The organism is Kurthia senegalensis (assembly GCF_000285595.1).
Classification (GTDB): Bacteria; Bacillota; Bacilli; order Bacillales_A; family Planococcaceae; genus Kurthia; species Kurthia senegalensis.
In genome coordinates, this window is sequence record NZ_HE611068.1 from 168,553 (window position 1) to 185,434 (window position 16,882).

The 16,882-nt window shown below is 40.0% G+C and carries 15 protein-coding genes, 16 tRNA genes, 1 rRNA gene and 1 pseudogene; 7 read left to right on the top strand and 26 right to left on the bottom strand.

Annotated elements, in window-relative coordinates; genetic code table 11:
- Window positions 1-142: 142 nt before the first annotated feature.
- Window positions 143-1,479 (top strand): annotated as a pseudogene (locus tag KSHG_RS16985) (hemolysin family protein).
- A gap of 47 nt (window positions 1,480-1,526) precedes the next feature.
- Here KSHG_RS16985 and KSHG_RS12390 read toward each other — a convergent pair.
- The 3 genes from KSHG_RS12390 to KSHG_RS12400 all read right to left on the bottom strand — a co-directional run bounded on the left by KSHG_RS12390 (window position 1,527) and on the right by KSHG_RS12400 (window position 4,995).
- Window positions 1,527-2,177 (bottom strand): response regulator, encoded by a 651-nt coding sequence (locus KSHG_RS12390; protein ID WP_010307108.1) that lies wholly within the window; start codon window positions 2,175-2,177, stop codon window positions 1,527-1,529.
- Window positions 2,178-2,189: 12 nt separating this feature from the next.
- Window positions 2,190-3,305 (bottom strand): GAF domain-containing sensor histidine kinase, encoded by a 1,116-nt coding sequence (locus tag KSHG_RS12395; RefSeq protein ID WP_010307111.1) that lies wholly within the window; start codon window positions 3,303-3,305, stop codon window positions 2,190-2,192.
- A 142-nt stretch (window positions 3,306-3,447) separates the two neighbouring features.
- A complete protein-coding gene (locus KSHG_RS12400; RefSeq protein ID WP_010307115.1) occupies window positions 3,448-4,995 on the bottom strand; it encodes a bifunctional GNAT family N-acetyltransferase/carbon-nitrogen hydrolase family protein in 1,548 nt (515 codons plus the stop codon).
- Window positions 4,996-5,128: 133 nt separating this feature from the next.
- On the opposite strand from KSHG_RS12400, the gene KSHG_RS12405 reads away from it, so the two are divergent.
- From KSHG_RS12405 to KSHG_RS12415, 3 genes are all read left to right on the top strand, one after another.
- On the top strand, window positions 5,129-5,557 hold the full coding sequence (locus KSHG_RS12405) for a disulfide oxidoreductase (protein ID WP_010307118.1): 429 nt from the start codon (window positions 5,129-5,131) through the stop codon (window positions 5,555-5,557).
- Window positions 5,558-6,142, top strand: coding sequence for a thioredoxin family protein (locus tag KSHG_RS12410; protein ID WP_010307120.1), 585 nt, complete (start codon window positions 5,558-5,560; stop codon window positions 6,140-6,142). It abuts the gene before it with no gap.
- Window positions 6,143-6,206: 64 nt separating this feature from the next.
- Window positions 6,207-6,887 carry a DUF554 domain-containing protein gene (locus tag KSHG_RS12415; RefSeq protein ID WP_010307124.1) on the top strand — a complete coding sequence of 227 codons (681 nt, stop codon included), beginning with the start codon at window positions 6,207-6,209 and terminating at the stop codon, window positions 6,885-6,887.
- A 43-nt stretch (window positions 6,888-6,930) separates the two neighbouring features.
- Here KSHG_RS12415 and KSHG_RS12420 read toward each other — a convergent pair whose 3' ends face one another.
- Window positions 6,931-7,779 (bottom strand): aldo/keto reductase, encoded by an 849-nt coding sequence (locus tag KSHG_RS12420; protein WP_010307126.1) that lies wholly within the window; start codon window positions 7,777-7,779, stop codon window positions 6,931-6,933.
- A 174-nt stretch (window positions 7,780-7,953) separates the two neighbouring features.
- On the opposite strand from KSHG_RS12420, the gene KSHG_RS12425 reads away from it, so the two are divergent.
- A complete protein-coding gene (locus tag KSHG_RS12425; protein WP_010307129.1) occupies window positions 7,954-9,255 on the top strand; it encodes an NCS2 family permease in 1,302 nt (433 codons plus the stop codon).
- A gap of 45 nt (window positions 9,256-9,300) precedes the next feature.
- On the opposite strand, the gene KSHG_RS18550 is transcribed toward KSHG_RS12425, so the two are convergent.
- The 3 genes from KSHG_RS18550 to queG all read right to left on the bottom strand — a co-directional run bounded on the left by KSHG_RS18550 (window position 9,301) and on the right by queG (window position 11,151).
- Window positions 9,301-9,438 (bottom strand): hypothetical protein, encoded by a 138-nt coding sequence (locus KSHG_RS18550; protein WP_162829257.1) that lies wholly within the window; start codon window positions 9,436-9,438, stop codon window positions 9,301-9,303.
- A gap of 88 nt (window positions 9,439-9,526) precedes the next feature.
- Entirely contained in the window at window positions 9,527-10,003 is a 477-nt protein-coding gene (gene trmL / locus KSHG_RS12435; RefSeq protein WP_010307133.1) for a tRNA (uridine(34)/cytosine(34)/5-carboxymethylaminomethyluridine(34)-2'-O)-methyltransferase TrmL, read from the bottom strand.
- Between the two features lie 14 nt (window positions 10,004-10,017).
- Window positions 10,018-11,151, bottom strand: coding sequence for a tRNA epoxyqueuosine(34) reductase QueG (gene queG / locus KSHG_RS12440; RefSeq protein WP_010307136.1), 1,134 nt, complete (start codon window positions 11,149-11,151; stop codon window positions 10,018-10,020).
- Window positions 11,152-11,210: 59 nt separating this feature from the next.
- Here queG and KSHG_RS12445 point away from each other — a divergent pair, with 59 nt between their 5' ends.
- Complete coding sequence (locus KSHG_RS12445; protein WP_010307140.1) at window positions 11,211-11,900, top strand: B3/B4 domain-containing protein; 690 nt, start codon at window positions 11,211-11,213, stop codon at window positions 11,898-11,900.
- An 11-nt stretch (window positions 11,901-11,911) separates the two neighbouring features.
- Window positions 11,912-12,418, top strand: coding sequence for a DIP1984 family protein (locus tag KSHG_RS12450; RefSeq protein WP_010307146.1), 507 nt, complete (start codon window positions 11,912-11,914; stop codon window positions 12,416-12,418).
- Between the two features lie 199 nt (window positions 12,419-12,617).
- Here KSHG_RS12450 and KSHG_RS12455 read toward each other — a convergent pair whose 3' ends face one another.
- The 19 genes from KSHG_RS12455 to rrf form a co-directional block, all read right to left on the bottom strand.
- Window positions 12,618-13,538 carry a S66 peptidase family protein gene (locus tag KSHG_RS12455; protein WP_010307149.1) on the bottom strand — a complete coding sequence of 307 codons (921 nt, stop codon included), beginning with the start codon at window positions 13,536-13,538 and terminating at the stop codon, window positions 12,618-12,620.
- Between the two features lie 71 nt (window positions 13,539-13,609).
- Complete coding sequence (locus tag KSHG_RS12460; RefSeq protein WP_010307153.1) at window positions 13,610-14,989, bottom strand: GGDEF domain-containing protein; 1,380 nt, start codon at window positions 14,987-14,989, stop codon at window positions 13,610-13,612.
- A gap of 208 nt (window positions 14,990-15,197) precedes the next feature.
- Window positions 15,198-15,279, bottom strand: a tRNA-Leu gene (locus KSHG_RS12465).
- A 29-nt stretch (window positions 15,280-15,308) separates the two neighbouring features.
- Window positions 15,309-15,382, bottom strand: a tRNA-Cys gene (locus KSHG_RS12470).
- 16 nt (window positions 15,383-15,398) lie between these two features.
- A tRNA-Gly gene (locus KSHG_RS12475) sits at window positions 15,399-15,473 on the bottom strand.
- Window positions 15,474-15,476: 3 nt separating this feature from the next.
- Window positions 15,477-15,551: transfer RNA gene (locus KSHG_RS12480), tRNA-Gln, on the bottom strand.
- 4 nt (window positions 15,552-15,555) lie between these two features.
- A tRNA-His gene (locus KSHG_RS12485) sits at window positions 15,556-15,631 on the bottom strand.
- Window positions 15,632-15,644: 13 nt separating this feature from the next.
- A tRNA-His gene (locus KSHG_RS12490) sits at window positions 15,645-15,720 on the bottom strand.
- A 39-nt stretch (window positions 15,721-15,759) separates the two neighbouring features.
- Window positions 15,760-15,833, bottom strand: a tRNA-Trp gene (locus KSHG_RS12495).
- A gap of 4 nt (window positions 15,834-15,837) precedes the next feature.
- A tRNA-Tyr gene (locus KSHG_RS12500) sits at window positions 15,838-15,921 on the bottom strand.
- A gap of 6 nt (window positions 15,922-15,927) precedes the next feature.
- Window positions 15,928-16,000: transfer RNA gene (locus KSHG_RS12505), tRNA-Thr, on the bottom strand.
- 3 nt (window positions 16,001-16,003) lie between these two features.
- Window positions 16,004-16,079: transfer RNA gene (locus KSHG_RS12510), tRNA-Phe, on the bottom strand.
- 20 nt (window positions 16,080-16,099) lie between these two features.
- Window positions 16,100-16,176, bottom strand: a tRNA-Asp gene (locus KSHG_RS12515).
- 2 nt (window positions 16,177-16,178) lie between these two features.
- A tRNA-Met gene (locus KSHG_RS12520) sits at window positions 16,179-16,253 on the bottom strand.
- Window positions 16,254-16,276: 23 nt separating this feature from the next.
- Window positions 16,277-16,352 (bottom strand) — tRNA-Val (locus KSHG_RS12525).
- 4 nt (window positions 16,353-16,356) lie between these two features.
- Window positions 16,357-16,431, bottom strand: a tRNA-Glu gene (locus tag KSHG_RS12530).
- 59 nt (window positions 16,432-16,490) lie between these two features.
- Window positions 16,491-16,582 (bottom strand) — tRNA-Ser (locus KSHG_RS12535).
- A gap of 9 nt (window positions 16,583-16,591) precedes the next feature.
- Window positions 16,592-16,668: transfer RNA gene (locus KSHG_RS12540), tRNA-Asn, on the bottom strand.
- A 22-nt stretch (window positions 16,669-16,690) separates the two neighbouring features.
- Window positions 16,691-16,807: ribosomal RNA gene (rrf, locus tag KSHG_RS12545) — 5S ribosomal RNA — on the bottom strand.
- Window positions 16,808-16,882 lie beyond the last annotated feature (75 nt).

Here is a 16,882-nt window from a genome sequence, read left to right on the forward strand (position 1 = left end):
TAAAGATAATTTGAAATTTAGAGTCTTTTCCTCTATTATTAATCTTACTAATATTATTTTTACATTTATAGGAGGTGTACACTTTGTCCTTCCCCTCATTCGGGCCTTAGGACAAAGGAAGTCTTTGGACATAGCCATACGGTTGACAGCGGTTGCTGTCTTAATCGCGATCTCCGCGTTCTTCGTAGCAACTGAGTTTGCTATCGTACGTACGCGAGCTACTCGAGTAAATCAGCTAGTAGCTGAAGGAAATAAAAAGCATTGAATGCTAAAAAAGTAGTCGACAATTTAGATGAATATTTATCAGCCTGCCAGCTAGGTATTACGATTACATCATTAGGTATTGGTTGGTTAGGAGAAGGTGCTGTTGCAGGAGTTCTTGCGCCTCTCTTCCACTTAATCGGACTTGAAAACGGTGCTGTATTAACACTCGTTTCATTCATTCTATCATTCTCAATCGTGACATATATTCACGTTGTAATGGGAGAACTTGCTCCGAAAACATTAGCCATTCAAAAAGCCGAAGTCGTTGCGTTAACGACGGCTCGACCACTAATCATTTTCCATAATGTCATGTATCCATTTATTAAACTTTTAAACGTTTCAGCAAACGGCGTCGCCGCTATGTTTGGTTTAAAAGGAATGAAAGATTCGGAAGTAGCCATGACGGAAGAAGAATTACGCCTAACGTTATCTGATAGCTTAAAGGGCGGCGAAATTAATCAGTCTGAATATCGCTATGTAAATAGTATTTTCGAATTTGATGATCGCACTGCCAAAGAAGTCATGGTACCTCGTACAGAAATCATCAGTATTGAAAAAGATCTTACATTGAAAGAGGTCTTTGAAGTAATCGGTGTAGAACAATACACACGTTATCCCGTTACTGATGGCGATAAAGACCATGTACTCGGTTTCGTTAATATGAAAACGTTATTAACAGCCTACATTAAAAATCCAGAAGTGAACAGTTCAAAACCAATCACAACTTATATGCGCCCAATCATTCGCGTATTTGAAACGACACCTATTAGCGACTTATTGTTAAAATTCCAACGTGAACGTATTCATATGGCCATTTTAATGGACGAATACGGTGGTACGTCTGGTTTAGTAACAATCGAAGATATTATCGAAGAAATCGTCGGAGATATTCGAGACGAATTCGATACAGATGAAATCCCTGAAGTTCGTAAAGTAAAAGAGGGCCATTACATTATCGATGCAAAAATGCTTATTGAAAATGTTAACGACTTTTTAGGTATTGAAATTGAAGAAGATGACATCGATACGATTGGTGGCTGGGTTATGACGAAAAACTTTGATGCAGTCGAAGGTGAGAAAATGATTGAACAAGGTTACGAATTTATCGTAAAAGAATTAGATGGTCACCATCTCCTTTACCTTGAAGTCATTAAAATCTCTTCTGACAAAGCGGATACAGTTAACGTCGATCCACAATTAGCGAGTGAAGCATAATATAAAAAACAGGCAGTCATGAACATTCATGACTGCCTGTTTTTCTTTCACGCTTGATTACTCGGTGAGGTTAAATTATGCTTCACCGCATAAAGAGCGGCTTGTGTCCGGTCTTGTACTTGTAACTTCGAAAAAATATTCGAAATATGTGTTTTCACCGTTTTTTCTGTTACGAACAAAGAAGAAGCAATTTCACGATTACTTTTCCCTTTCGTTAACTCCGATAATACGTCGCGCTCTCTCGGTGTGAGCGGATGTAAGACATGTGGCAAGTTTTCTTCTTCTTTTTTCACTTCTACTAATAGCTCGCGTGCATCCGGATGAAGCATATTTTCCCCTGCCATAATTTTACGTATAACCGCTACGAGTTCGTCTGGTTCAATGTCTTTTAGCTGATAGCCTGCTGCTCCTGCCTCAATCGCTGGAAGAACGTGGTCGCGATCAGAGAAACTCGTCAACATAAGAACGTGGATCGATGCATGTTTTTCTTTAATTTTTTTCGTCGCTTGAATACCATCCATTTCTGGCATCACTAAATCCATTAAGACGATGTCTGGCAACCATTTTTCCGTTAATTCCACAGCTTCTTTTCCATTTGCTGCTTCCCCAACGACTTCAATATCTTTTTGTGTTTTTAAAAAGAATAATAAGCCTCTTCTTACGACGTGATGATCGTCGGCAATTAATACTCGAATCATACGAACTCCTCCTTAATACGGCATTCTAATTAATATTTCCGTTCCTTTACCTAACTCGCTCACCCAATCAATTTTCCCGCCGAGGTCTTTCGTTCGGTCACGCATGCTTTGTAAACCGAGTGATGGCAATGCGACGTCGTCATTCAATTGGAACCCTCGCCCTTCGTCTTTAATGACGAGTAACACATCTGTCGCTGTTAACGTAATGTATAGTTCCGCTTCTTTTACACCCGAATGTTTTCGAACGTTATTCAATGCTTCTTGTGCCAATCTAAATAATGCTTCTTCTACTTTTGAAGGCAATTGTAATACGCCGGATACGGTCACTTTCAAATGAATACCGAGCATTTCTGCATATCCTTTAATCGCTTCTAAAATACCAGACTCTAATCCTTTCGGACGGAGTTGCCAAATGAGTGCACGCATTTCCGTTAAGGCTTCTTGCGTTAATTGTTGAATTTCTGTAAACGTTTCTTTCACTTCTGCTTCTTCCGTCATTTCCACACCTGCACGTGATGTGAGCGTTACAGAAAAGAGCAATTGATTGACAGAGTCATGCAAATCTCTAGCTAAACGATTTCGCTCTTGTACGAGAGCCATTTCTTGTTCTTTTTTCGTCAGCATAATTCGCTTAATGGCAGACCCGATTTGGAATGCGACCGATTCAAGCAATGCCAAATCATCGTCTGAGAAGCGTACGGTGTTCGGAGAAGCGACATTTAATATACCGAAACGTTCTTGACCCGATTGAAGAGAAACCGTAGCATGATGTGTAATACCGGCACAGTCGCTGGAATCAATCGCATTGGCACTTTCAATTCGCTGACATTCTATAATATTTGACGCTTTTTCTAATTCGTTTTTACGGAATTTCGAGACGCACCAGCACCCGCCTTTACATAGATGGCGACATCCATCATGTTCTAATGCAGCCGGTAAATTTTCGTATGCGACTAACTCATGACTATTTTTCGGACGAATAAAGAAAATCCAGCCCGTTTCAAAGCGCGTTCCTGCTAGTAATTTTTTAAGAGCACCTTGCAGCATCGGCTTCAGCTCTGTTTCTTCATTCAATAATTCAGCAATTTCTTTTAATAAACTAATATTGGAATGGTCTGTCGGTTGCATCACACACCCCTCCCTTTCTGTTCTATTCTCCTTCTATTGTACCGTTTATTCCGAAGTGATAACATACAGAATCGTTCATACTTTTGAATGAAAAAAGCAATTTTGAAACGGAAATCCGCTCCAAAATTGCTCGTACAAGAAATTAATCTTCTTTCGTATAATCTAAATTGTACACATCGTGACGACGATCTTTTAAATGAGCGACCGTTCCATCTTGGCGTTGACGTCGTAAAATTTCTAAATCGACATCCCCAATTAAAACCATCTCTAAATTCGGACTCGTTTCGCCGACGATTCCGTCGCGAGCAAATTCAAAGTCACAAGGTGAAAAGATGGCAGACTGTGCATATTGAATGTCCATATTTTCTGTCTGAGGTAAGTTACCGACCGTTCCAGCAATGACCGTATACACTTGGTTTTCGACTGCACGTGCTTGAGCACAATAACGAACGCGTAAGTAGCTTTGACGGTCTTCCGTACAAAACGGTGTGAAAATAATATTGGCACCTTTATCCGTCGCAATACGTGCCATTTCTGGGAATTCAATATCGTAACAAATTTGAATGGCGATTTTACCGCAATCCGTATCGAATACGTGGACTTTATCGCCGCTTGAAATGCCCCACCACTTACGTTCATTCGGTGTAATATGCACTTTATATTGTTTCTCAATCGAACCGTCTCTACGGAATAAATAAGCGATGTTATAAATTTCATCGTCCTCTTCCTTAACGAAATGAGAACCTCCGACGATATTCACATTGTAGCGAATCGCCAAACCCGTAAATAATTCTAAATATTGCTCGGTATACTCTGTTAAATTTCGTACAGCAATACTTGGTGCTTTTTCATTCATAAAGCTCATTAATTGCGTCGTGAAAATTTCTGGGAAGACGACAAAATCTGAATTCGCATCACTTGCAACATCAACGAAATATTCACATTGATGGGCAAACTCTTCAAAGTTATTAATTTTTCGCATCATATACTGTACAGCACAAATACGAACCGGGTAACTTGTTTTGTAATGACGTTTCGTACGAGGTAAGTAATCGACATTGTTCCATTCCATTAACGTTGCATATTTCGCAGACGCTATATCATCTGGTAAATAATTAGGATTTACACGCATAAGCGTAAAACCATTTTTAATTTGGAACGTAAGTACAGGATCATACACTTTATGGCGAGACACCGCATCGACATATTCGCGTGGTGTCATTTCTTCCATATGTTTATGATAGTTCGGAATACGACCACCGATAATAATTGATTTTAAATTGTGTGCACGTGCCAAATCTTTACGTGCATCATATAATCGTTGTCCGATTTTCATTCGACGATATGCTGGGTCTACCATCACTTCAATACCATATAAATTATATCCATTCGGATTGTGATTCGTAATGTACCCATCGTTCGTTAAATCGGACCATGTTGAACGGTCATCGTACTCGTCAAAGTTAATAATTAAACTTGAGCATGAAGCAATCACTCGCCCGTCTAGCTCTGCGACAATTTGACCTTCTGGAAAAATATCGAGATGACTATTTAAATGGGCAAGTTCCCAAGGATCCATCCCCGGAAATGATTTTTGTTGGATTTCTAAAATTTGTGCAAAATCCGTGCGTTGCATTTTTCGAATAACTAAATTTTTTTCAAACTGTGATACATCTATTTGTTCTGACATCTTAATCCCCTTCCTCTTTAAAAGGCGTACCCTTATTCTACTCCTCTAAAACGACCATGAAAAATTATTTTACTTATGTTGTAAATACATCTATAATCGACTACAGTAATACACTAATATTAGGAGAATTTTGATGCAGCGTAAATTAGAGCGTGCCTTATTATTTATGTGGACGATTTCACTCGTTGCCACATTCGGTTCTTTATATTTTTCAGAAATCCAATTGTACGAACCGTGTAAACTTTGTTGGTACCAACGCATTTTAATGTACCCACTCGTACTTATTTTAGGAATTGCATACATACAACGCAATGTGAAAATCGCGGTAACGAGTGCCGCATTTGCGACGATTGGCTTTTGTATTGGTGCTTATCATTACAGCCTACAAAAAATTGCATTTTTACAAGAACATGCAGCCGCTTGCGGTCGTATTCCTTGCACAGGTCAATATATCAACTGGTTTGGCTTCGTAACCATCCCATTTTTATCATTAACAGCTTTCCTTCTTATCGGAATAACTAGCTTTTACATGATGAAACAATTGAAAAAAGGAGAGATTTAATTGGCTAAAAAATCAACAGCCTCTAAGAAAAAAGACAATCGTCTTTCCATTTTACTAGGAATTGCCGTTATTGTAATCATCGCATTCACAGCAATCTACTTTATTAACCAATCTCAAAATGATAAAAAAATTGAAGATAGTCAACAGACGTCTCAATCAAATCAAGCATCTTCAAGTAAAGCTTCTGGAAATGTCGATACGAAAGGTTTGTACGGTGACTACAAACCAAAATACCAAGCAACAATCGATCAATTAAACGACAAAAATTATCAAAACATCATCTTACCAGACGATTTAAAGAAAAAAATCGACGCGGGTGAAAGTACGTTCGTTTATTTCTTCAGCCCAACATGTGTACACTGTCAAAAAGTAACGCCTGAATTAATGCCACTTGCGCAACAAGCAGACGTTCAAATCGATCAATACAACGTATTAGAATTCGAACAAGGTTGGACAGATTACAGCCTCGGAGGAACGCCGACTTTAATTTTCTTCAAAGACGGTGAAGAAAAAGGACGCCTCGTTGGTGAACAAACAGACGACGTGTTCAACGACTTCTTTAAGACGATGAAACAATCTTCATAAAATAGAACGCTTTAAAAGGAGGAATCAACATTCCTCCTTTTTCATTTAGAAAGGACGTGTACATATGATAGGAACACTCTTCAACTGTGCAACGATTATCGTCGGCAGCATCATCGGTAGCTTATTAAAAAAAGGTATCAAACAACGCTATCAAGATATTTTAATGCAATCGATGGGCTTTTCCGCTGTAGCGCTCGGCATTCACGCTATCGTTCAATACATGCCTCAGTCAGATACACCTGTGTTGTTTATCGTCAGCCTCGCAATCGGCGGCTTAGTAGGTGAAGCTATTGATATTGAAAAGCAGTTTAATCGTCTCGTCGGCCGCTTCTCTAAAACAGATTTAGCGAAAGGCTTATCGACAGCCATCCTGCTTTTCTGTATCGGAACGCTCTCTATTTTAGGTCCTATTAATAGCGCACTACACGGCGATTATACGTATTTATTTACGAATGCTATTTTAGATTTCGTGACGTCGATCGTTCTTGCTTCAACGTTCGGAATTGGCATCGCTTTTGCAGCTGTCGTTCTCTTTTGTTGGCAAGGTGCTTTTTACTTACTTGCCTTATATTTAAACGACTTCATGTCTGCGCATCTTCTCACGGAAATTTCGATTATTGGCGGGATTTTAATTTTAGCGAGCGGCTTAAGTATTCTCGGCATTAAAAATTTCAAATCGCTTAACTTGCTACCCGCACTACTCATTCCACCCCTTTATTACGTAATCAAACATTTCTTCTCATAATAAAAAGAGCTTGAAACAAATTGTTTCAAGCTCTTTTCTCTATTTAACGATTATATCTCGGATCATCGTAAGGGAATGTATCTGGGTGATTCCCCGTACGTTCGTCACGGTTAAGCGTATCAATCATATGCATATCCAATTGTTCTAATTCAAAATCAAATACGCGGGCATTACTCTCAATACGACTCGGTGTTACGGATTTTGGAATAACGACCGTATCATTTTGTAAATGCCAACGAATAATAATTTGCGCGGGTGTTTTACGATATTTTTCAGCAAGTTTAACGATCACGGGATCTTCTAACGCTCTTCCTCTACCTAATGGAGACCAAGCCGTTACTGCCATGTTTTCGGACTGACAAAATTCACGCAATGCAACTTGTGTTAAGTACGGGTGGTGTTCAATTTGATTGACCATCGGCTTCACGTTCGCTTTCGCAAACAGCGTTTCTAAATGATGCTGCTCGTGATTCGAAACACCTGTTGCACGAATTAATTTTTCATCGTATAAACGTTCGATTGCACGGTACGTATCTTGATACGTATCCGGTTTTGGCCAGTGTGTTAAATACAAATCTAAGTAATCTACTTCCATTAATTGAAGTGATTTCTCAAAAGCACGTAACGTTTCATCATACCCTTGGTCATTGTTCCACACTTTCGACGTAATAAAAAGATCTTGACGATTCATACCGCTTTCACGGATTGCTTCTCCTACCTCGCGTTCATTATTATAGAAAGAAGCCGTATCAATTGCGCGATACCCCGCTCGTAAAGCTGTCGTCATCGCCTCTACAGCTTGCTTCGAATCTGTCATTTTATAAACACCTAACCCAAAGCGAGGCATTTCAATACCATTTAATAATGTTTTCGTTGAATCAATTTGAAGCATTTCATTCCCTCCTTTCCTTACATTATAACGAAGCAATCTAACATTCCTAGCACAATTAGCTTTCCAATTTACTTTTTTTGATTATTTTCTAAAAAACATTTGCATTTTACGTCATAAACGAATAATATAATAAATGTCTTTTTAAATGTTCGTATTTCAGAAAGGAAGTTACACGTGTTTCAATTAAAATTAAATCAAACGAACGCTAAGCGTGAAATGTTAGCCGGTCTAACAACATTCTTAACGATGGTATATATTATTATTGTCAACCCATCTATTTTATCTCAGGCGGGTGTGCCAAGTGACCAAGTGTTTATCGCAACAATTATTTCAACAGTAATCGGTACGTTATGGATGGGGCTTGTTGCCAACTATCCAATTGCTATTGCTCCAGGTATGGGGTTAAATGCTTTCTTCACTTATTCAGTCGTACAAGCTTCACACGGCGAAATTGATTACATGACAGCTTTCGCTTCTGTATTCATCGCAGGTCTTATTTTCGTTGTCCTTTCACTAACTTCTTTCCGTGAAAAATTAATCAACGCCATTCCTGCTAACTTAAAATATTCAATTACTGCTGGTATTGGTTTATTCATTGCCTTCCTTGGCTTACGTTCTTCAGGCATTATCGTTGATAGTAAAAGTACGAATTTAATCGAACTTGGAGATTTAACTTCTCCTAGTGCACTATTAACAATTTTTGGTTTACTATTCACAGTCATTTTAATGGTACGTCGTATGCCAGGCGCTATTTTTGTCGGTATGATTGTCACAGGTATCATCGCATACTTCGCCGATATGCTAACGATTACTAAAGTCGTAGCTGCTCCACATTTACCAGAAGGTATTTTAATGTGGAACCCAATTGCTGCAATGGGCGATATTGTTGAATATAGCTTATACGGTGTCGTATTCTCATTCATCTTAGTTACACTATTCGATACGACTGGTACGATGGTCGGCGTTGCGAAACAAGCTGGCTTAATTAAAGAAGATGGTAAACTACCTCGCGCACGTAAAGCGCTTCTAGGTGACTCTATCGCAACAACAATTGGTGCAATGTTCGGTACGAGCCCGAATGCTGCTTTCGTTGAATCTTCTGCTGGTGTTGCTGCTGGTGGTCGTACAGGTCTTACAGCTGTAACAGTCGCTGTTCTATTCGCAGCTTCTTCATTCTTTGGTCCATTAGTCAGTTCTTTATCTTCTGTTGCTGCCATTACGTCACCTGTCCTAATCATCGTTGGTGCTTTAATGATCAGCACTATTAAAGAAGTCGATTGGTCTTCAATGGATGAAACATTACCTGTATTTTTAGTTATGCTAATCATGCCTTTAACTTCAAGTATTTCAACAGGTATCGCATTCGGATTTATCGCTTACCCAATCTTGAAAGTGGCGAAAGGTGAATGGAGAAAAGTTCACCCACTTCTATACATTTTCGCAGTTTTATTCGTTATCCAACTCGTTTTCCTATAGACGACAAAAGAGAGGCATATGCCTCTCTTTTTTTATGCCCATTTATTATTGTTCAGGATCTTGTTTCAATCCGTCCTCACGTGCTTCCTCTGCTTGTTCGCTTACTTGTTCCATCTCTTTCCCTAACTCTTTTAACTCTTCCATATTATTCGCCATATTGCCACTTTGTTCTTGTTCTTTCATATTTTTTCCCCCTCTATTCATCTTTACTTTTGTTATACCCGATTCTAATCAAAAAAAGCCTAGCTGCATCGCTAGGCTTTTTCATCAATTATTTAATCATATTCGGAAAATCTTGTTGACGTAACGCTTCAAAAATAACGATCGCTGCTGTATTCGATAAGTTCATTGAACGAACATTTGTACTTTGAGGAATACGTAAACAATTATCGCGACGGTGCTCGATTAATTCACGTGGAATGCCTGTCGTTTCTTTCCCAAACATAAAGTAGATTTCTTCATCTGCGTTTGAATAATCGAATTCAGAGTACATTTTCGTACCGAATGTTTCGATAAAGTAATGCGTACCGCCTTCTGTTTTTTCGAAAAACTCTTCTACATTGTCATAGTACGTAATGTTCACGCTATGCCAATAATCTAAACCGGCACGTTTCAACATTTTATCGTCTGTTGAAAAACCAAGTGGACGAATTAAATGTAAATGGGTATTCGTTGCAGCACACGTACGTGAGATGTTCCCTGTATTTGCTGGAATTTCTGGTTGATATAAAACGATGTGTAATGACATCTTGACACTTCCTTCTAACTTTCTATGAGCATAAGCCCTTTTTCGATTTCTTTTAATACGTCTTCATCTTGCTCTTTTTGCTGTGCTTGAAGCAACACGTTCTCCGCTTCTTCCGCACCAATTTTGCCGATTGCCCAAGCAGCGGTTCCGCGAATCATCGGTCGCTCATCTTTTTGTAGCAATTCAACTAGTTCTGGCATCGCATCAACTTCTTTAAAATGCGCAAGTGCAATAATAGCATTCCGTTGAATCGGCTTTTTACCACGCCATGAACCGGACATGTAACCGAACTGCGATTTAAATTCTTTATTGGAAATTTGCAGGAGCGGTTTCAACAAAGGTTTCACAAGTTCTGGCTCTGGTTTAAATGCTTCATGAAGCCAGTTTTTCTTCCCTTTATTTTTCGGGCAAACCGTTTGACACGTATCACATCCGTAAATACGATTCCCGATCTTCTCCCGAAACTCATCCGGCAAAAATCCTTTCGTCTGCGTTTGAAACGCGACGCATTTATGCGAATTTAATTGCCCTGCTTGAACGATTGCTCCTGTCGGACAAACATCAATACAAAGACGGCATTCACCGCACTGATCTTCCATCTGTTCGTCTGGCTCGAATGGGATATTCGTAATCATCTCGCCTAAATAAACGTAAGAACCAAACTCTGGCGTAATAATTGAGCAGTTTTTACCGCTCCAACCAATGCCCGCTCTTTCCGCCACTGCACGGTCTGAAAGCTCTCCCGTATCGACCATCGAGCGCATTTTCACGCCAGGCAATTTTTCTTCTAAAAAAGCTTCGATTAAGCTAAGCTTTTCTCGTAATACCGTATGATAATCCGTTCCCCATGAAGCGCGACAAAAAATACCACGGCGCTCGCCTTTTTTGCCGCTCGGCGCGGCTTCCATACGAGATGGATACGCAATCGCAATGGCGATAATACTCTCCGCTTCTTCTAACAATAAAGTCGGCTCTGTACGCAATTCGATATTCGATTCTTCAAAACCAGATTGATAGTTTAATTGTTGTTGACGCTTTAACTTTTGTTTCAAATCTACAAAAGGAGCCGCTGTCGTAAAACCTATTTTATCGACACCAATTTGGGCGGCATAATCGACAAGCTGTTTTTGTAGTGCAAGTACATTCATTTCCTTGTGTACTCCCTTTATGTTACAATTTTTTTAAAATTTATAAATTAGGTGATCCAATGACTATTCGTTTAGATTGTTCGTTAACGTCCATCGTTCCTCAATTTAAAATCGGCATTATCCATTATACCAAAATTGTTGCGACACAATCGCCTCAAATGATTTTAGGTCGCACGAGATTGTATCAAGAAAGCTTATTTTTCGATTTACAAGATGCGCCCGTCACATCTAAAGCCGGTGTTGCAGCCTGGCGTGATGTTTGGAAACAACTCGGTGCAAATGCGAGCCGCTACAGACATTCTACTGAAAGCATGCTTCGTCGCATCGCAAAAGGTGATTATTTAACACCCGTCAATTCTGTCGTTGACTTAAACAACTTCTTTTCATTACAATATGAAATTCCTGTCGGCAGCTATGACGTCCAAACGCTCCGCGGGGATATCACTGTCGCTCTCGGCAATGAACACACACAGTATGAGGCACTGAACGGTCGCTCTGTTACATTACAAAACATTCCCTACACATCAGATTCATTAGGTCCATTCGGTAGCCCATACGTCGATTCTAAGCGTTCGGCTGTCAGCGAAGGCGCGACCGATGTTTTACAAGTATTTTATTTACGCCCATCAATGGAACGCTCAGAAGCAAATGAGTTACTTACAGCAGCAGGCAATATGTTTACTCAAATTAACGGTGGTTCTTTCTCACATTTCGTATTAAGTGCTGAACAACCTACTCACACACTTTAGGAGGTTTTTTCATGATTACATTAGCAGAAGCGATTAAATTAAAAAGCATTCTTCGTAAACATATTTCAGAACTAGAAGAAGAAATACATCGCGTCGCCTTTACACAAGTCGAAGGCAATGCTACACCGAAAAAGCCTGCGCGCAGCGTCGAAGTTGTCGATGAACAATTACTTCATATTCGTAAAGAAATTCGCACGCTAGACCGCTTAATTTATGAAGCGAATAGCGTTGAAACTGTTGAAATTGATGACGAAGCTTTTACGCTCGTTGAAGCGATTGAGTACGCGATTCAACTTCGTCAACACGTCACATTGTATAAACAATTAGCCGTTGCCGAACCGAAAGAACTCAATTATTATTCAGAAGATAACCCGACGTATCGCGTCGCGTTATTTGATCCCGAACATTATCGTCAACAAGCACTTCAATTTGAACGAAAAGCGAATCGTCTATCCAACGCTGTTAATGCGAAAAACTATGCCGTTGAGATTGATTTTGACGGTTCTACTTACTTTTAAACCTTCAAGTCGGTGAGACTCCGACTTGAAGCGTTGGGTGCGTTTTTCTTCTAATCGCAAACCAATTACTCGTAATCCTTTACATTGTTACTTTTAACCAATAACCAACTATGTCGATGATTCCAACAGTCTATTGTATGCAATTCCAAACGCCCCAACGAAAAAAGGTTACGCGCATTTGCACGTAACCTTTTTTATATTACTCAACACCCGGCAACATTGCGAGTACTTTTTGATCAGCATCTAAAATAACATCGACCCCTAAAGGTATTGCTACGTTTAAGTCGTCATGACCGATTTTAAAGCCGCTGACAACCGGTTTGCCGATATTTCGGAAGTATTCCTCCATCAGTTGTTCAACGCTTGGAGAATCGCTATAAAAGCGCGTATCTGCTTTCGTGAAATCCCCGATGATAATACCAGCTGCTTGCTCAAATTTTCGAGCTTGGCGCAATTGATTTAATAACGTATCAATTTGTGCTGGTTCTAATCCCATATCTTCAATTAGCAACACTTTGCCTAACGTATCAATTTCAAATTTCGTTCCAAGACTGTTTGCAATCAACGTTAAATTGCCACCAACAATTTGTCCACGCACACGACCGCTATGAATCGTATGTAACGGCGAAATCGACTCATCGTAGTAAATCTCAGCTGGTTCAAACAGTTGTTTAAACATCAGCTTCGTCCGTTCTGGTAATCCATCACTACCGATTCCTGAAATCGTCGGTCCGTGGAAAGTTACCATATTAGCCAATTGACCAATCGCACTGTGTAAAAATGTCGCGTCTGAATAGCCCCAGAAAATTTTAGGATTTTCTTCAAACAACGTAAAGTCGAGATGATTGGCAGCACGTGCTGCACCGTAACCACCGCTAGAACAAAAAATTGCTTTTACTTCTGGATTTTTCAACATCGCTTCTAAATCCGCGGCACGTTCTTCGTCCGTTCCTGCAAGATAGTGACGTTTATTTTGAATAGAATCACCGAGTATGTAGCGCAAACCAAGTTGTTCTAAATACTGTAATCCTTTTTCTAATTTTTTCATATTTGGTGATGAAGACGGTGATACGATTCCGACTAAGTCACCTTTTTGTAATCGAGCTGGTCTCGTTCTCATAGGAAAAACCCCTTTTTATAAATACTTACTTCTCACTTTATCAAAAAATGGTTAGTTGCGCACGATATACACTACAAAGCAATCATACCCCGTTTTTCCTTGGCGCGGTAAATCGCTGCATCAGCATCTTTAAACAAATCAAATAACGTTCGGTACGCTTCTCCCGTATGTGCCACACCTATACTGACAGAGAGCTTCAATTCCGTACCATCTTTCGCAATAAAGGTCGTCGTCATCAACTGCTCGTGTAGCTGCTTCAGCTCTTCCTGGACAATATCATATGCGTAAGGAATCAACGCTAGAAACTCATCTCCACCGTAACGAATCATCGCAATATCATGCTTCGGTGTCCATTTACGCAGTTGCAACGCGATAAACTGAATCACTTCATCCCCCATACTATGCCCATACGTATCATTAATTTTTTTAAAATAATCAATATCGAGCACGAACACCGTATAATTTTTCAACTGTTGTTGCTGTTGAATTAAATGCTCGTAATAATTCCGATTATGAACACGTGTCAGTTGATCGATATACAATTGCTTCTCATAAAATTGCTTCGTCAACTTTTCCATTTGCTCGTTCCGCTTATTACTTTGCTCAATACTAAATAACTCTTCATAAATCTCAATAATTAAATGTTGATACTCTACGACTAAATCCATTCGCTTACTATCCTTCAAGATTTCAAGCCATAGCTTCAACTCAAACTTAATCGCAAATTTATTGTTTGCTTGAATGCCGCTCGCTACTAATAAATTTCCTCGATCGATGTCTCCACGTTTGCCCACTAATAACCCTTCACAAATAGGCATCATATATGCAAAACTTTCAACGACCCATCCTTTTTGTTCTATTTCTTTTAAAAGTTCTTCGCATTTAGTTAGCTGCCCATCTAAGTAAAATAGTTCAAAGCAATATACCGCGTACATATACTTCGTCATTTTCGTCAGCTTGTCGCTAAATTGGTCATAATAAAATTTTGATTCGTGATAAAAATCAATACCTTTTCGTGCATAACCGTATTCTACGTAATAATACATAAGATTGTTCCCGATCGTACAAATTAAATCTGCATCATCCGTTTCTAGTGCTTCCTGAAACAATTGCTTATACGCTTCTTCTGGATTGCCGATACGATTCATAAAATCCAAAATAACTTGATTCAACCGGTGACGTAAATACAATGTCTTCGTTCCATACTTTTCAATAAGTGGGTTGATTAAAATAACGAGCGAATAAACGTCGTAATATCGTCCTGTATTAATATAAAGACGTTCTAGCCATACCATTACTTCTACGTACAAATCCATTTGTTTATGTTGGACCGAACTTTCCATCAATAAACGAAGCAAGCTTTCAACACCATCATAATTACCTTCTAAATAGAACTGCTTCGCCTTTTTAAAATGTTCATTCTGTTCTTCAATCGTAAAGAGCATTTCCATCTAGGCACCTTCCTCTGTATATGTGTATATGTACTTGTATAATTTCCATATAATCGTATTTTTAGTAAAAAATCAATTGTTTCTATTCATATTTAAAGAAATATTAAGGAATAATATACTAAAAACCGCTATGCATTACACATATTCATATGGAACCCTTATTTTAAAACAAAAAAAGACCTCCTATAAAGGAAGTCTACTATTAGGATACCGGTGGTCGGGGTCGAACCGACACTCCTTACGGAACACGATTTTGAGTCGTGCGCGTCTGCCAATTCCGCCACACCGGCATATATAAAATTAAATTAAAATAAAAAAATGGAGGCGGCAACCGGAATCGAACCGGTGATAAAGGTGTTGCAGACCTGTGCCTTACCGCTTGGCTATGCCGCCATACATTTTATAAAATTGGAGCGGAAGACGAGGTTCGAACTCGCGACCCCCACCTTGGCAAGGTGATGTTCTACCACTGAACTACTTCCGCATATGGCTGGGGTACCAGGATTCGAACCTGGGCATGATGGAATCAAAATCCATTGCCTTACCGCTTGGCTATACCCCAATAATGGGGCGACTGATGGGGATCGAACCCACGAATGCCGGAACCACAATCCGGTGTGTTAACCACTTCACCACAATCGCCATTATCAGATGATGGGGCGGCTGATGGGAATCGAACCCACGAGTGCTGGAACCACAATCCAGTGTGTTAACCACTTCACCACAGCCGCCATTACTTTATATGAAATATGAAAAATTAATTTTATATTTGGCAGGGGCAGTAGGAATCGAACCCACGTCAAAGGTTTTGGAGACCTCTATTCTACCGCTGAACTATGCCCCTAATATGGTGGAGGGGGGCAGATTCGAACTGCCGAACCCGAAGGAGCGGATTTACAGTCCGCCGCGTTTAGCCTCTTCGCTACCCCTCCAAAATATGCCGGCGAAAGGAGTCGAACCCTCGACCTACTGATTACAAGTCAGTTGCTCTACCAACTGAGCTACACCGGCAAATGGTGGGTTTGGACGGAATCGAACCGCCGACACTTAGAGCTTCAATCTAATGCTCTACCAACTGAGCTACAAACCCACAACTATAAATTTTAAAAATGGCGGTCCGGACGGGACTCGAACCCGCGACCTCCTGCGTGACAGGCAGGCATTCTAACCAGCTGAACTACCGGACCATTGGTTGCGGGGACAGGATTTGAACCTGCGACCTTCGGGTTATGAGCCCGACGAGCTACCACTGCTCCACCCCGCGATAATAAAATACATAATATAAAATGGTGGAGGATGACGGGATCGAACCGCCGACCCTCTGCTTGTAAGGCAGATGCTCTCCCAGCTGAGCTAATCCTCCGAAATGGTGACCCCTACGGGATTCGAACCCGTGTTACCGCCGTGAAAGGGCGGTGTCTTAACCGCTTGACCAAGGGGCCTTGCTTAAGTTGATTCAATCAACTTTTATAACTACTTAATAAGTGTCCTAAAAGATCTGTGGCGGAGAGTAAGGGATTTGAACCCTTGAGACAGGTATACCCGCCTACATGATTTCCAATCATGCTCCTTCGGCCACTCGGACAACTCTCCGATAAAAAATGGCTCCGTTGGTAGGACTCGAACCTACGACCCTCTGATTAACAGTCAGATGCTACTACCAACTGAGCTACAACGGAATAATATAATAAAAGATTTATTGCCTAGCGACGTTCTACTCTCGCAGGGGGAGAACCCCCAACTACCATTGACGCTAAAGAGCTTAACTTCTGTGTTCGGCATGGGAACAGGTGTGACCTCTTTGCCATCATCACTAGACCATAATATCTTTCTAAAGACATTATTAATTATATCTATCAACTTTATAAAAGTCAATATATTATAATAAAATAA